This is a genomic window from Streptomyces sp. CRN 30, assembly GCF_034105845.1.
In genome coordinates this window covers 1-15,031 of the sequence record NZ_JAVRHI010000381.1, presented here as the reverse complement: position 1 = coordinate 15,031, position 15,031 = coordinate 1, and the positions used below count along the sequence as shown (strand labels likewise).

The 15,031-nt window shown below is 72.4% G+C and carries 11 protein-coding genes; 3 read left to right on the top strand and 8 right to left on the bottom strand.

Translation table 11 applies throughout. The features are described from left to right. Window positions 1–174: 174 nt before the first annotated feature. Window positions 175–1,164 (bottom strand): GlxA family transcriptional regulator, encoded by a 990-nt coding sequence (locus UW392_RS40980; RefSeq protein ID WP_320780351.1) that lies wholly within the window; start codon window positions 1,162–1,164, stop codon window positions 175–177. A 172-nt stretch (window positions 1,165–1,336) separates the two neighbouring features. Between UW392_RS40980 and UW392_RS40975 the strand changes: the two genes are divergently transcribed. Then, entirely contained in the window at window positions 1,337–1,888 is a 552-nt protein-coding gene (locus tag UW392_RS40975) for a DUF2269 family protein (protein ID WP_320780350.1), read from the top strand. 14 nt (window positions 1,889–1,902) lie between these two features. On the opposite strand, the gene UW392_RS40970 is transcribed toward UW392_RS40975, so the two are convergent. The 3 genes from UW392_RS40970 to UW392_RS40960 all read right to left on the bottom strand — a co-directional run bounded on the left by UW392_RS40970 (window position 1,903) and on the right by UW392_RS40960 (window position 5,652). Continuing rightward, entirely contained in the window at window positions 1,903–2,436 is a 534-nt protein-coding gene (locus UW392_RS40970; RefSeq protein WP_320780349.1) for a hypothetical protein, read from the bottom strand. A gap of 110 nt (window positions 2,437–2,546) precedes the next feature. Then, a complete protein-coding gene (locus UW392_RS40965; protein WP_320780348.1) occupies window positions 2,547–4,046 on the bottom strand; it encodes an MFS transporter in 1,500 nt (499 codons plus the stop codon). A 223-nt stretch (window positions 4,047–4,269) separates the two neighbouring features. Continuing rightward, window positions 4,270–5,652 (bottom strand): DUF445 domain-containing protein, encoded by a 1,383-nt coding sequence (locus tag UW392_RS40960; protein ID WP_414497114.1) that lies wholly within the window; start codon window positions 5,650–5,652, stop codon window positions 4,270–4,272. A gap of 324 nt (window positions 5,653–5,976) precedes the next feature. Between UW392_RS40960 and UW392_RS40955 the strand changes: the two genes are divergently transcribed. Beyond that, on the top strand, window positions 5,977–7,311 hold the full coding sequence (locus tag UW392_RS40955) for an SGNH/GDSL hydrolase family protein (protein ID WP_320780347.1): 1,335 nt from the start codon (window positions 5,977–5,979) through the stop codon (window positions 7,309–7,311). A gap of 49 nt (window positions 7,312–7,360) precedes the next feature. Here the strand turns inward: UW392_RS40955 and UW392_RS40950 are convergent, their stop codons facing one another. From UW392_RS40950 to UW392_RS40935, 4 genes are all read right to left on the bottom strand, one after another. Beyond that, window positions 7,361–8,326, bottom strand: coding sequence for a DUF1707 domain-containing protein (locus UW392_RS40950; RefSeq protein ID WP_320780346.1), 966 nt, complete (start codon window positions 8,324–8,326; stop codon window positions 7,361–7,363). Between the two features lie 33 nt (window positions 8,327–8,359). Then, window positions 8,360–9,388, bottom strand: a complete 1,029-nt coding sequence (locus UW392_RS40945; protein ID WP_320780355.1) for an ATP-binding cassette domain-containing protein — start codon at window positions 9,386–9,388, stop codon at window positions 8,360–8,362. A gap of 24 nt (window positions 9,389–9,412) precedes the next feature. Beyond that, window positions 9,413–10,216, bottom strand: coding sequence for an ABC transporter permease (locus UW392_RS40940; protein ID WP_320780354.1), 804 nt, complete (start codon window positions 10,214–10,216; stop codon window positions 9,413–9,415). Between the two features lie 61 nt (window positions 10,217–10,277). Continuing rightward, window positions 10,278–11,078, bottom strand: coding sequence for an ABC transporter permease (locus UW392_RS40935; RefSeq protein ID WP_320780353.1), 801 nt, complete (start codon window positions 11,076–11,078; stop codon window positions 10,278–10,280). Window positions 11,079–12,277: 1,199 nt separating this feature from the next. On the opposite strand from UW392_RS40935, the gene UW392_RS40930 reads away from it, so the two are divergent. Next, window positions 12,278–15,031: transglycosylase domain-containing protein (locus UW392_RS40930; RefSeq protein WP_414497116.1), on the top strand; the 2,754-nt coding region annotated here is incomplete at its 3' end.

Sequence of the window (15,031 nt, the reverse complement as noted above, 5' to 3'; positions counted from 1 at the left end):
CGAGCAGTGGCGGCGGGACGCGGGCGGGCGGGCCGCCTCGGCGCTGACCGTCGCGTACGCCGCCGCCTTCGCGGGGGCGCATCCGCTGGCCAGGAAGGTGGGCGCCTGGCCCGCGGTGTTCGGCGTCGCGGGTGCGGTGGCGCTGGCTTCCTGGGTGGTGGCGGACCGGCGCGCCTAGGCCGGCTGCGGAACGGCAGCACTCCCCCGCGTCCCCCGCGTCCGGAACGCCCGCCGGTACGCCTGGGGGCTGATGCCCACCACCCGCTTGAAGCGGTCGCGGAACGCCGTCGGGGAGCCGAAGCCCGCCTGGCGGGCGATGCGTTCGACGGGGTGGTCGGTGTTCTCCAGGAGGTGCTGGGAGCGGCGGACGCGGGCGAGGTGCAGCCACTGGAGGGGCGTCGTGCCGGTCTGCTCGCGGAAGCGGCGGCCGAGCGTACGGGAGCTCACGCCCGCGTGGGCCGCGATGTCGTCCAGCGTGAGGTCGCGCTCGGCGTTCTCCTCCAGCCACCGCAGCAGGGGCTCCATCGTGGTGCCGGCCGGGGTGGGCGGCTGGGTGTGGACGATGAACTGGGCCTGGCCGCCCTCCCGTTCGAGCGGCACGACGGACATCCGGGCGGCGTGCGCGGCGACCGCCGAACCGTAGTCCAGGCGGATCATGTGCAGGCACATGTCCATCGCCGCGGCGGCGCCCGCCGAGGTGAGGAACTGGCCGTTGTCGACGTAGAGGACGTTCGGGTCGACCTCCACCTGCGGGTACATGGCCGCCAGGTCCCCGGCCGCGATCCAGTGCGTGGTCGCGCGGTACCCGTCCAGCAGGCCGGTGGCGGCGAAGACGAACGCGCCGACGCAGATCGAGGCGATGCGCGTACCGTTCGCCGCCGCGGCGCGCAGGGCCTCGGCCACGCCCGGCGGGAGCGGGACGGTCGGGTCCTCGGTGCCCGGCAGGACGATCGTGTCCGCCTCGGCCAGGTCCTCCAGGCCGTACGGTGCCCGCACGCTGAACGGGCCCGCGCTCACCTCGCCGTCCTTCCCGGCCGGTGAGCACACGCGCACCCGGTAGGGCGGGCGGCCGTCCGGCAGCCGGGCCCAGTTGAAGGTGTCGATGGGTGCGGAGAGGTCGAAGGGGATGACCCCGTCGAGCGCCAGGACGGCCACGGTGTGCATGGCGAGAGCGTAGGGCTCCACCGGGTTTCCGCCAAGTGGTGCCAGGTGGTGGAACGGCTCATGGATCTGCTTGTCGTACGTTGCCCCGCTCCCACACCCCGTGGCGACAATCCGTTGAAGCATGGCGATCTCGCCACTTCTGCGCGGGCGCGTCGCCGCCTAGCGTCGCCGCGTGACCAAGTTGCTGCTGAGCCTCCATGTCATCGCCGCGATCGTCGCCGTCGGGCCCGTCACCGTCGCGGCCAGCATGTTCCCGCCGAGTGCGCGTCAGGCGCTCGCCGAGCCCGGGAGCGAGCGGGCCGTGTCCAACGTACGGCTGCTGCACCGGATCTGCCGGGTGTACGCGGGGGTCGGCATCGCGGTCCCCGTGTTCGGGTTCGCCACGGCGGCGGCCATGGGCGTGCTGCTGGACCCCTGGCTGCTGGTGTCCATCGCGCTGACGGTGGCCGCGGCGATCGTGCTGGTGGTGCTCGTGCTGCCGCGGCAGGAGGAGCTGCTGGACGCGTTGGGGAAGGCGGAGGCCGGGGGGACGGCCTCGTCCGGACCGGGCGCCGGCACCGCCACCTTCCCGGACCGCACCGCCACCCTCCCGGACCGCACCGCCACCCTCCCGGACCGCCGGACCACCGCCCGGCTGGCCATGTACACCGGGGTGTTCAACCTGCTGTGGGCGACGGTGACCGTGCTGATGATCGTGCGGCCCGGGTCGACCACGGGGGCCTGATCGGGCGCCGTCGCTCAGCCGCACCCCTCGCCCCGGTGCGCCCGCAGCACCCAGCCCTCCGCCACCCGTTCGCGTTCCTCCCGGTCACGGTCCGCCCCGAACACGGACCGCCGGGCCACGCTCGCCGCGACGAGCACGCCCGCGCTGATGAGCAGCGTGAAGAACGCCCAGGTGAGCGGCCAGGCGACCGCCTCGGCGTCCGGGATCTCCGCGTGGGTGCGGAAGGAGACGTACATGAGGGTCACCGGTGGTGCCGCCACCACCAGCAGGGACCAGGCCGGGGCGTCCCGGCGGCCGAAGTAGACGCCCAGGGCGAGCAGCACCGCGGCGAGGACGACGGCGCCCGGACCGGTCACCGGAGTGGTCTCGGTGATCGATCCGGGCGTGTCGGGCGTCGCGGCACGGTCGCGCGGGTCCCAGGGGAGGCAGAGCAGGTACGCGGCCCCGGCCAGGACGGCGCCGAGCAGGCGGGTCAGCCAGCGTTCCGGCCAGGGGCGCGTGCGCAGGGGACGGAGCAGCTTCTGCGGACGGAGCAGCCTCTCAGTCATGCGTACGAGGGTCTCCGGGCGGGCGGCGCCGCGACAGAGTACGGGTACTCAGGTGCTCGTACTCACCCGTACTCAGGCACCGTCCGCGGCCTCAACCATCGCGTGCGACCTCAGCCACCGCGCCCGGCCTTCGAGGCCGCCGACAGGGGCTCGGCGATGTCCTCCAGCGAGCGCCGCTCCGCCCGTACCGCCAGGAACGCCGCCACCAGACCCGCCGCGCACATCAGGGACGCGCCGATCCGGAAGGCGAGGACGGTGTCCGCGACCACTCCCGACTCGGTGAGCTTGGCGAAGATCAGCGGGCCGCTGATGCCGCCGGCCGCGGTGCCGATCGCGTAGAAGAAGGCGATCGCCATCGCGCGGGTCTCCATGGGGAAGATCTCCGAGACCGTCAGGTACGCGCTGCTCGCGCCCGCCGACGCGAAGAACAGCGCCACGCACCACCAGGCCGTGAGGGTCGTCGCGCTCAGGGAGCCCTGGCTGAAGAAGTACGCCGTGACGAACAGCAGCACACCGGAGAGCAGGTACGTCCCGGAGATCATCACCCGGCGGCCGACCGTGTCGAAGAGCTTGCCGAGCAGCAGCGGGCCGATGAAGTTGCCGGCCGCGATGAACGCGAAGTAGTAGCCGGTGTTCGAGGTCGGCACGTCGTAGAACGTGGTGAGGATGGCGCCGTAGCCGAAGGTGATCGCGTTGTAGAGGAAGGCCTGGCCGATGAAGAGGGAGAAGCCGAGGACGGCGCGCTTCCTGTAGGTGGAGAAGACCGTACGGGCGATCTCGCCGAAGCCCGTGCTCTTGCGCTGGTGGATGGTCATCTCGATGGTGACCGGCTCGAGCTTGCGGCCGGTCTGGGCCTCGACCTGCCGCTCCGCCTCCGCCACCAGCTTCTCGGCCTCCTCCGTGCGGCCGTGGATCAGCAGCCAGCGCGGGCTCTCCGGGACGTGCCGCCGCACGAGCAGGATGACCAGGCCCATGACGACGCCCAGCGCGAAGGTCAGCCGCCAGCCGACGTTCATCGCGAACAGGTCGGTGTCCAGGGCGACGATCGAGAGCAGGGCACCGCCTATGGCGCCCAGCCAGAAGCTGCCGTTGATGAAGATGTCGACGCGGCCCCGGTAGTGGGACGGGATCAGCTCGTCGACCGCCGAGTTGATGGCCGCGTACTCGCCCCCGATGCCGAAGCCGGTCAGGAAGCGGCAGAGGAAGAACCACCAGGGGTCGAAGGAGATCGCGGTCAGGGCGGTGGCGCCGAGGTACACCGCCAGCGTCACCATGAACAGCTTCTTGCGGCCGTAGATGTCGGTCAGGCGGCCGAAGAAGAGTGCCCCCGCGCACGCGCCCGCCACGTACAGGGCCGCCGCGATACCGGTGACCTGCGCCGATGAGATCGCGAGACCGCTGCCCTCCTCGGAGAGGCGGCCCGCGATGTTGCCGACGACCGTGACCTCGAGACCGTCGAGGATCCACACGGTGCCGAGGCCGATCACGATCATCCAGTGCCATCGTGACCACGGCAGGCGGTCGAGTCTGGCCGGGATGGACGTGGTGACGGTCCCGGTCTCCTTGCCGGCGCCGGCACCGGAACCGGCCTGTGCTGCGGAAGCGGTCATGGGCTCCCTCCTCGGGTCCTCGGGGTCTCCCCCTCGTCGCTGGGAACCGCGAGCGGCGTGGCCGCGTCCGCGTACTCGGCACTCACCGAGACCTCACGGGGACCCCACCGACGAGCGAGGTCCCCCCTGAGGTAGTACGCGCGGCACGGCCACGGGGCTGGGCGGACACGCCACCGTGTGCCCCGGGAGGCGGAGGATTACGCCCCGGGTGCGCGCGGTGGCGTCACGCCCCGAACGCCTGCGACACCGTGTAGATCAACAGGCCGGCGAGGGAGCCCACGACCGTGCCGTTGATGCGGATGAACTGCAGGTCGCGCCCGATGTGCGCCTCGATCTTCTTCGTGGTGTGCTCGGCGTCCCAGCCGGCGACCGTGTCCGTGATCAGCGAGGTGATCTCCCCGCGGTACGTCGTGACCACGTACACCGCCGCGCCCTCGACCCAGCCGTCCACCTTGGACTGGATCTTCGGGTCGGAGGCCATCCGGGCACCCAGCGACAGCAGGGAGGCCCGGACGCGCAGCCGCAGCTCGCTGCGCTCGTCCTCGGCCGCGGCGACGATCATCGACCGTACGGCCGTCCACGCGGACGCGATCAGGTCCTGCACCTCGCCCCGGCCCAGCACCTCGCCCTTGAGGCGCTCCACGCGCGCGCGGGTCTCGGTGTCCGACTGGAGGTCGGAGGCGAAGTCGGAGAGGAAGCGGTCGAGGGCGCCGCGGGCGGGGTGGGTGGGCGAGTCGCGTATCTCGGTGACGAAGCGCAGCAGCTCCTTGTAGACGCGCTCGCCGACCTTCTTGTCCACGAACCGCGGGGTCCAGCCGGGGGCGCCGCCCTGCACGGCCCCCATGACCTGCTCGTCGTGGAGGACCAGCCAGTCGTGGGCGCGGTTGACGACCAGGTCGACGACCCGCCGGTGGCCGCCGTCCGCGACGATCTTCTCCAGCATCTTGCCCACGCCGGGCCCGATCTCCTGGGCGTCGGCACGGCGGGTGATGGCCTCGCCGACCACGGCCTGCACGTCGGAGTCGCGCAGCACCGTCAGGGCGCCGCGCAGCGCGGTCGCGAGCTCGGCGGTGACCCGGTCCGCGTTCTCCGGTACGGCCAGCCAGGCGCCCAGCCGGCTGCCTATGCCCACGCTGCGCAGCCGGTGCCGTACGACGTCCTGGGAGAGGAAGTTCTCCCCGACGAACTCGCCCAGGGAGACCCCGAGCTGGTCCTTCTTGGTGGGGATGATCGCGGTGTGCGGGATGGGCAGGCCCAGGGGGTGGCGGAAGAGCGCGGTCACCGCGAACCAGTCGGCGAGGGCACCGACCATGCCCGCCTCGGCCGCGGCGGCGACGTAGCCCGCCCAGGCCCCGGCGCCCCGGTGCTCGGCCCAGGTGGCGAGCACGTATACCAGCGCCACGAGGAGCAGCAGCCCCGTCGCGGTCATCTTCATCCGCCGGACGCCGCGCTGCTTCTCCTCGTCGGCGGCGCTGAAGGCGTTCATGGAACGGGGGGCGCCTGCCGTGCCGCCCGTGCTCGTGCCCGGCGTCCTGGTCGTGCCCGGTGTCTTCGTCAGACCCGGTGTCTTCGTCGTACCGGGTTCTTCCGGCTGCCTGCGGTCCATTCACTCCACCCGTTCGCGTTCCCGCGTCCCCCGTGTCCCATTGTCCCTTCATCTGCCCGTATCGGCCCGGGCCAGCCCCGTACTCCGCCCCCGCCCTCCGCCCCTGCTCCCCGCGCTCCGCCCCCGCGGGAGCCTTCGCACCTCTGTGTGATGTCCGGTGTGATGTCTGACCTGTCCGACTCCCTCAACGGAACAGTAGTTCCCGGCGTCTGTCCGGTCGGGGGAACCGGAGGGGTCTCCGACGCGCCTCCCCGCCCCATGACGCATCATGAGGTGATCACATCGGAGCCTCGGGCTCCCCCTGCCCGAGGAGACACGCACCGCATGACCAAGCGTCACGGTTATGCCTTGCTCGCTGCAATCTGCGCGCTGGTCGTGGCCGTATCGGCCGCGATATACGCCACGGTCACCGCCGCCTCCCGGCACGGCGGCGCCGAGCACCGGCCCCTCTCCGGCGGCCGCCCGCACAACCCGGCCGCCCCGGTCTCCACCGGCACCTGGGTCGGCGCCTGGTCCGCCTCGCCGATGGGCGGCGAGCCGGGCACCGGGACGAACGGCCTAGCGGGCCGTTCGGTCCGCAACGTGGTGCACACGGCCGTCGGCGGTACGAGTGCCCGCGTCACGCTGTCCAACCTCTACGGACAACAGCCGCTGACCCTCTCCCACGCCTCGATCGCGGTCGCCGCCTCCGCGGGCGGTGCCGCCGCCACGGCGGACAGCATGCGCCGCCTCACCTTCGGCGGCAGCACCTCCGTCGTCGTCCCGCCGGGCGAGCAGGCCGTCAGCGACGTCGTACGGATCACGGTCACGCAGGGCACCGACGTGCTGGTGACCACCTACTCCCCCGTCCCGTCGGGCCCGGTCACCTACCACCCGCAGGCCCGGCAGATCTCGTACGCGGCCGAGGGCGACCACACGCAGGACGTCAGCGGGCAGCCGTACACCACGCAGACCACCTACTGGCGCTACGTCACCGCCCTCGACGTGCTCAGCAACGAGGCGGACGGCACGGTCGTCGTCCTCGGCGACTCCCTCACCGACGGCTCGACCTCCACCGTGGGCGCCAACCGGCGTTGGACGGACGTCCTCGCGGCCCGGCTGCGGGGGGCCGCGGGCTCCTACGACGTGCCCCGCTACAGCGTGGTCAACCAGGGCATCAGCGGCAACCGGGTCCTCACCGGGGGCATCGGCCGGCCCGCCGAGAACCCGAGCGGGCTCGCCCGCTTCCAACGCGACGTGCTCGGCCGTACGGGTGTCCGGGCCGTCGTCATCGACCTGGGCGTCAACGACATCCTGCGCGACCCGGACCGCCCCGACCCTCAGGCCGTCCTCGACGGGCTGCGGCAGCTGGTCGACCGCGCCCACGCGCGCGGGCTGCGCGTCGTCGGCGCGACCCTGATGCCCTTCCGCGGCCACCGCGGCTACCGGGACGACCGCGAGGAGGCCCGGCGGGCGATCAACGCCGAGATCCGCGCGGGCCGGGTGTTCGACGCGGTCGTCGACTTCGACAAGGCGCTGCACGACCCGTACGACCCGCGCCGGCTGCGCGCCGACTACGACTCGGGGGACCACCTCCACCCCAGCGACCGGGGGTACGCGCGCATGGCCGAGGTGTTCGAGCTGGAGTCACTGAAGGGTGCGGTCCCGGCGGAGCTGTGAGGGGACGCGGGCCGTCCTTGGAGCTCCGCAGAACTGTGGGGGGCCGCCCTCAGAACTCCCCGTCCCGCCGCCGATCCCGCTGCTCCCGGCGGGCGTCCCGCTGCTCGCGCCGGGCGTCCCGACGTTCGCGCTGCAGCTCGCGGTGGTCCTCCAGGGCCTCGCGGACGGTCTCCATCGCCTCGCGGTGGGCCTCGCGGGTGCTTTCCATGGCGTCCCGGTGGGTCTCACGGAAGTCGGCCATGTGGTCCCTGAGGGACCCGCCGGACGCGTCGGACCCGTCGAGTTCCTTGCGGGCGGCCTTGCGGTCCAGCTTCTCCTGGCGGCGGGCCTCCTTCTGACGCTGCCGCTCGGCCTTGGACAGCCTGCGGACGACGCCGACGCCGCCCCAGAAGGCCAACCCGGTGATGACCACGCGCGGCGCGCCGGGCTCGCCCGGCACGCCCTCCTGACTGTGGTCGAAACCGCCCATGATGCCCACGCCGCGCACGACGACCTCGACGCCGGGCGGCACGGTCACGCTCATACCGCCCATGATCGCCACGCAGTTGATCACCACTTCACGGTCGGCGAAGTCCGCGTCCCGCAGGTCGATCTCGCCGCCGCCCCAGAACGCGAAGCTGTTGAAGCGCCGCGGCACGGTCCAGCGCCCCTTGCGTTCGAAGCCCGACATGACCGCCACACCCCATGTGGACGAGCCCTCGCCGCCGACTATGCGCCGCGACCAGTCCGCGTGCGGAGCCGGGTCCTTGGTCATCGACACCGGGGTGGCGACGGGATCCGGGGCGGCGACCCCCTGGCCCGGCAGGTCCCGGGTGATCGGGGTCAACTCCCCGTAGGTGCGCGCCCTGTACGTCGCCTCCAGGCGCTCCTCGAACTCCTCCATGTCGAGGCGGCCCTCGGCCAGGGCGTCCCGCAGTTGCTCGACGACACGGTCACGGTCGGCGTCGGAGGCCCGCAGGCCGTCGGAGGACAAGGCGCCGTCCGCGGGCCGGACTTCGGGGAGTTCGTCGGTCATGGGGGCCAGCCTACGAGCAAGTAGCGCGCCGGGCTACGGACTCACTTCCCCGGGCCCGCCCGTCCGCTCCGCGTACATCTTCGCGATCACCGCCTCGATGTCCGGCTCCCGCACGGACAGGTCCACCATCGGGTACTCCGCCGCGATGCGCGCCACCAGCGGGGCCGCCGACTCCGACGCCGGGAACGCCAGCCACTGCCGCGGCCCCTCCACCTTCACCACGCGCGCGGGGGCCGCGTCGATCGGGGGCAGCTCCCGCTCCAGGTCCACCACCAGCGTCCGCTCGCTCTCGCCCGCCTCGTGCAGTCCGGCGAGCGCGCCGTCGTACATCAGCCGCCCGTGGTCGATGACCATGACCCGCCGGCAGACCTGCTCGATGTCCTGGAGGTCGTGCGTGGTGAGCAGCACGGTGGTGCCGCGCTCGGCGTTCAGGTCCCGCAGGAACTCCCGCACCCTGGCCTTGCTGATGACGTCGAGGCCGATCGTCGGCTCGTCCAGGTACAGCACCTCCGGGTCGTGCAGCAGCGCCGCCGCGATGTCACCGCGCATCCGCTGGCCGAGGGAGAGCTGCCGCACGGGCACGTCCAGCAGGTCGGCCAGGTCGAGGAGCTCGACACAGCGGTCGAGGTTCGCGCGGTAACGGGCGTCCGGGATGCGGTACATACGGTGCATCAGCCGGTACGAGTCGATCAGCGGCAGGTCCCACCACAGGGTCGTCCGCTGGCCGAAGACGACACCGATGCGGTGCGCGAGGCGCGTCCGCTCCCGGGAGGGGTCGATACCGGCCACCCGCAGCCGGCCGCCGCTCGGGGTCAGGATGCCGGTGAGCATCTTGATGGTGGTGGACTTGCCCGCGCCGTTCGGCCCGATGTAGCCGACCATCTCGCCGCGCGCCACGGTGAAGGAGATCGAGTCGACCGCCCACACCTCCCGCCGCTCGCTGCGCAGGAATCCGGTCTTCTTGCGGACCTGGAAGACCTTCTCGACGCGGTCGAGGTGGATGAAGTCGTGCGCTGTGCGTCGATCAGGTCCTGTATGTGCCGCAGGCTCCGCGTGCGCCATGCGTTCCGTGTGTGCCATGTGCGTCTAGCTCCCCGTGCTCCGGTACGAACGCAGTCCCGCGCGCCAGGCGAGACCCGCCAGCGCGCAGCAGCCCGCCGCCACCAGCGGTGACGCGAACGCCACCCAGCCCGGCAGGTCGAGCGGATAGGGCCGCCCCAGCACGTACAGCGCGGGCAGCCAGTTGACGAAGGCCAGCGGCAGCACGAAGGTCACCCCGCGCACCATCTCCGTGGCGAACACCGTCGGCGGGTACTGGGTCAGGGCGGTACCGCCGTAGGTGAAGGCATTCTGCACCTCGGAGGCGTCCTGCGCGACGAACTGGAAGGCCCCGCCCGCCACGAACAGCGACCCGAAGATCAGGCTCCCGCTCAGCAGCATCACCGGCACCATCAGGACCTTGAGCGGCGTCCACTGGATGTCGAGTACGGCCACGGCGTACCCGAGGACCAGCACCCCCTGGGTGACCCGGCCGAGCCGGCGCAGCGCGAACCGGTCCGCGGCGACCTGTGCCAGCACGGGCGCGGGGCGCACCAGCAGCGTGTCCAGCGTGCCGTCGCGCACCCGCTGCCCGAGCCGGTCCATGGAGCCGACCGCCAGGTCGACGAGCCCGAAGGAGGTGCTGGTGAGGCCGTACAGGAAGGCCACCTCCGGCAGGGCGTAGCCACCCAGCGCGTCGACCTGCGAGAACATCAGCATGATCGCGACGAAGTCGAGCACGGTGCCGGCGAAGTTGCCGAACGTGGTCATCGCGAAGGACAGCCGGTAGGCCATCGTGGAGCGGATCCACATCGCGGTGATCAGCCAGTAGGCGCGCAGTCCGTTCCGCAGCCGGGCGTACGGGGTGTACGGGCCGTAGGCGCTGCGCGGGCCGTACCCGTCGGTCTCCGGGCTAGCCACCCTGCACCACCACCCTCCGCGTCGCCGCCGTCTGCAGCAGCCGTCCCACCGCGATCAGCACCGCCGCCCACGCGCCCTGGAAGGCGAAGGTGGCCAGCGGCTCGGCCTCCCCCAGCAGGACGTCCACGGGCTTCTGGAGCAGCGCCGACCACGGCAGCAGGCGGGCCGTCTCACCGAGCGCCCCCGGGAACACGTTCAGCGGGAGCAGCATCCCGGAGAAGAAGATCCCGCACAGGCCGGCGAGCTGGGCCGCGCCCAGGCCGTCCATGAGCCAGAACGCCGCCAGGGCGACCAGGAAGCGGATCGCGAAGCCGACGACGAGACCGAGGAGGACCGCGACGAGGAACGCGAGCCAGGTGAACAGGGTCCCGGGCAGCGCGAGTTCGAAGGCCAGCGCCCCGAACACCAGCGGCACCACCCCCCGCCCCAGCAGCTGGAACGCGGCCCGCCCCAGGTCCCCGGCCAGCCACCACAGCTGGAGGTCGGCGGGCCGGTACAGGTCGACGGCGACGTCCCCGGTGCGGATCCGCTCGATCAGCTCGTTCTCGAAGCCGCCGCCCATGATGGACATCACGACCAGCAGCGCCTGGCTGACCCACACGTAGGTGAGCGCCTGCGCCTGGTCGTACCCGCCGAGATGGGGTCTCTCGTCCCAGAGGGCGATGTAGGTGTATGCAAGGATGAGCCCGAAGACGGTGTTGGTGAACACCCCTGCCGCGGTGGCCGCCCGATACGTCGCGTACCGCCTGAAACCACCGGCGGCGACGGCGGCGTACAACCGCCCTGTCCCCACGAGGAACCTCCCACCGCTGCGAAAAGTTGTGCTGGAAGTGCTGGACGTGCCGAGCGACCCGAACATCTTGGACGTCCCGAAGGCGTCAGAGACGCGCCTCCGGGCCGGTTCGGGCCGAAGCGCACGAGCTTAGTAGGCGGCTGGAACGTCGGGCCACGGGTTTTCGGGCGCGAGCGCGAAACGTGCCGGGACCGGTGCAACGGTCTGGGCGGTGGAAGAGTCTTCCAGGTGGGGGCGCAGAAGGCGTACGACGACGTACGGCGACGTAGGACGCGAAACAGGAGCACGGCAGCTTGATGAGCGACGAGCCGCAGCCGCAGCGGAAGAGCCAGGGCTGGGCATCGAGGGAACCGGAGCCCACGGCTCGGCCCGAGACTCCGGAGGACCCGGAACAGGGCCCTGCCGGGGCCACGGAGCCCGTGGAGCCCAGGGGGGCCTCCGCGGCCGCCGGGACTCCCAGGACCTCCGGGGCCACGGGGGGTGGCCCGGGTGTTCCGGGTGTTCCGGGTGGCCCGGGTGTTCCGGGTGGCCGGGGTGCCCGTAACGGCCGTAACGGTCCGGACGGTGATGACTCGGCCGCGGGCCAGGGCGCCGGCGCGGGCGGGAACCGGAAGGACGACTCGGGCAGGGCCCGGAGCGGTGGTCCGGGCGATGCCCGGGGCGGCAGCCCGGCCGACGTGCCGGGCGGCGTCCGGGGCGGCGTTCCGGACAACGCCCGCGGGGGGGCTCGGGGCGGGGCTCCTGGTGGCGTTCCCGGCGGAGTCTCCGGTGGAGTTCCGGGCAGCACCCGGAGCGGTGACCCGGGCGACGTACCGGGCGGTGTCCGGGGCGGGGTTCCCGGCAGCGCGCAGAACGGGAACATGAACGGTGACCCGGGCAAGGGCCCGGCCCGCGGGACGGGCACGCGCCCGAACGGCGCCGGTACCGGTGCCGGTGCAGGAGCAGGCGCCGGTTCCGACACCGAGCGTCCGGCCGCGAGCGGCTCGGCCGGTGGCCCCGCCGAGGGCCAGGGCAAGAACCAGGGCCAGGAGCAGGGGCAGGGGCAGCGCAAGAGCCAGGGGCAGGGCAAGGGCCGGGACCGAGGCCAGGGCAACCGTCCGGACGGCGCCCCGGGCAACGGACCGGAGAAGCTGCCGGGCAACGGACCGGGCAAGAGGCCGGGCGGGGGCTCGGACACGGACACGACCGTCCTCGCCGCCATCTCCCCCGGCGACCGCCCGGGCACGGGCAAGCCGGCCGACAAGGGATCCGGCACGGGCGGCAAGGGCCGCCCGGACGCCGCACCCGTCGCCACGACGGCGAACGCGTCCCAGGCCGCAGCCCCGGGCCAGGGCCCGGACAAGGGACCGAAACAGGGCCCGGGCAACGGACCGGAACAGGGTTCGGGCAAGGGACCGAAGCAGGGGCCGGGCAAGGGCCCCGGCGGAGACACGGACACGACCGTCCTCGCCGCCGTCTCCCCGGGTGCGTCGAAGCCCAGGACCTCCCCCGTACCCTCGGCCGCGCCCAAGGGCAGAGCTCCCGGCGGCACACCGGACACGGACACGACCGTCCTCGCCGCCGTCTCCTCCACCAGGCCCCCGGCCGACGCCCGCACCGCCGTACAGGCCACCGCTCCGATCGCCACCGCGGCCAACGCCTCCACCGGCGGCGGCAACGGCGGCGAAGGCGGCAACGGCGGTGACGACGGCGGCAAGAAGGGCAAGAAGTCCAAACGCCCCAAGCGCACCGGCTGGCGACGGCTGTTCCCGACCTGGCGGATGGTGCTCGGCACCTTCCTGGTCGGCGCCATGCTGCTCATCGGCGCGTTCGTGCTGGGCTACCAGCTCGTGGAGATCCCCGCGGCGAACGCGGCCGCGACCAAGCAGAGCAACGTCTACCTGTACGCGGACGGCAGCCAGCTCGCCCGCGACGCCCGGGACAGCGTCAACCGCGAGAACGTGACGCTCGCCCAGATCTCCAAGGAGGCCCAGCACGCGGTGCTGGCCGCCGAGGACCGCGACTTCTACTCGCAGTCGGCCGTCGACCCCAAGGCGATGGTCCGCGCCGCGTGGAACACCGCGACCGGCAAGGGCAAGCAGTCCGGCTCGACGATCACCCAGCAGTACGTGAAGAACTACTACCTGGGCCAAGAGCAGACGATCACCCGCAAGGCCAAGGAATTCTTCATCGCGATCAAGCTCGACCGCGAGAAGTCCAAGGACGAGATCCTCGAGGGCTACCTCAACACCAGCTTCTTCGGCCGCAACGCCTACGGCATCCAGGCCGCCGCCCAGGCCTACTACGGTGTCGACGCGGACGAGCTGACGGCCGCCCAGGGCGCGTACCTGGCGTCGCTGCTGAACGCGCCCAGCGTGTACGACGTGATCGCGTACCCGGAGGGCAAGGACGCGGCCGTGGCGCGCTGGAACTACGTCCTCGACGGCATGGTCACGGAGGGCTGGCTGTCGGAGTCCGAGCGGGCCGAGGCGGAGTTCCCGACGCCGAAGGAGACCGTGTCGTCCTCCACCGGCATGTCCGGCCAGCGCGGCTACCTGGTCGAGGCGGTGAAGCAGTACCTCGACGAGAGCGGCATCATCGACGAGGAGACCCTCCGGGGCGGCGGCTACCGCATCACGACCTCCCTGCAGAAGGACAAGCAGGACGCCTTCGTGAAGGCGGTCGACGAGCAGGTCATGGACAAGCTGGACAAGGAGAACAACAAGGTCGACAACTACGTCCGGGTCGGCGGCGTCTCCATCGAGCCGAAGACCGGCCAGGTCGTCGCCATGTACGGCGGCATCGACTTCACGCAGCAGTACTACAACAACGCGACGCGCCGCGACTACCAGGTCGGTTCGACGTTCAAGCCGTTCGTGTTCACCTCCGCGGTGGAGAACGGCTCGCGGACCCAGGGCGGTCAGCCGATCACCCCGAACTCGATCTACGACGGCAACAGCACCCGCCCCGTGCAGGGCTGGAGCGGTGGCACGTACGCCCCCGAGAACCAGGACGACGTCGACTACGGCGACATCACCGTCCGCGAGGCCACCGACAAGTCCGTGAACTCGGTGTACGCGCAGATGGCGGTCGACGTCGGCCCGGCCGAGGTCGAGCAGACCGCGATCGACCTGGGCGTGCCGGAGGGCACCCCGAACATGGACCCGTACCCGGCCGTCGCCCTCGGCACCGCCACCGCGAGCGTGCTGGACATGACGGGGGCGTACGCGACCCTCGCCAACCACGGCGAGTACACCCCGTACACCCTCGTCACGAAGATCACCAAGAACGGCCAGGAAGTCACGCTCCCCGAGCAGAAGACCCGGCAGGCCGTGACCCGGCAGGCCGCCGACACGACGACGTCCGTACTGCGGTCGGTCGTCCAGAACGGCAGCGGCACCGCGGCCCAGGCGTCGGGCCACCCGGCGGCCGGCAAGACGGGCACGGCGGAGCAGGACAAGGCGGCCTGGTTCGCCGGCTTCACGCCCGGTCTCGCCACCGTGGTCACCGTCATGGGGCAGGACCCGGAGTCCGGCGTGCAGCAGCCGCTGTACGGCGCGATGGGCCTGCCGCGCGTCAGCGGCAGCGGACCGCCCGCGCAGATCTGGGCCCAGTACGTGCAGGCGGCCCTGGAGGGCACCACTCCGCAGGACTTCGACCTGCAGCTCCAGGAAGGTGCGGACGTCATCCAGGCCCCGCCCTCCCCGTCGGCCGAGGAGACGCCGGGCGACACCGACGAGCAGGAGACCGGCGACACCGCCACGGGCGGTGGCGGCGACGCCGAGACGCCCGGCGGAGAGACCGGCAGCGAGCCCCCCGCGGGCACCGAACCCGGTACGAGCCCCGGCGCCCCGGGCTCGGGCGGTACGACGGACGGCGGCACAGCCGGACCTGGGGACACCCCGGGCACCGGCGGCGACACGAGCGGCTCGGACGGCGGTGGTGGCGGCGGCCCGGCGGGCACCGGCGACTCC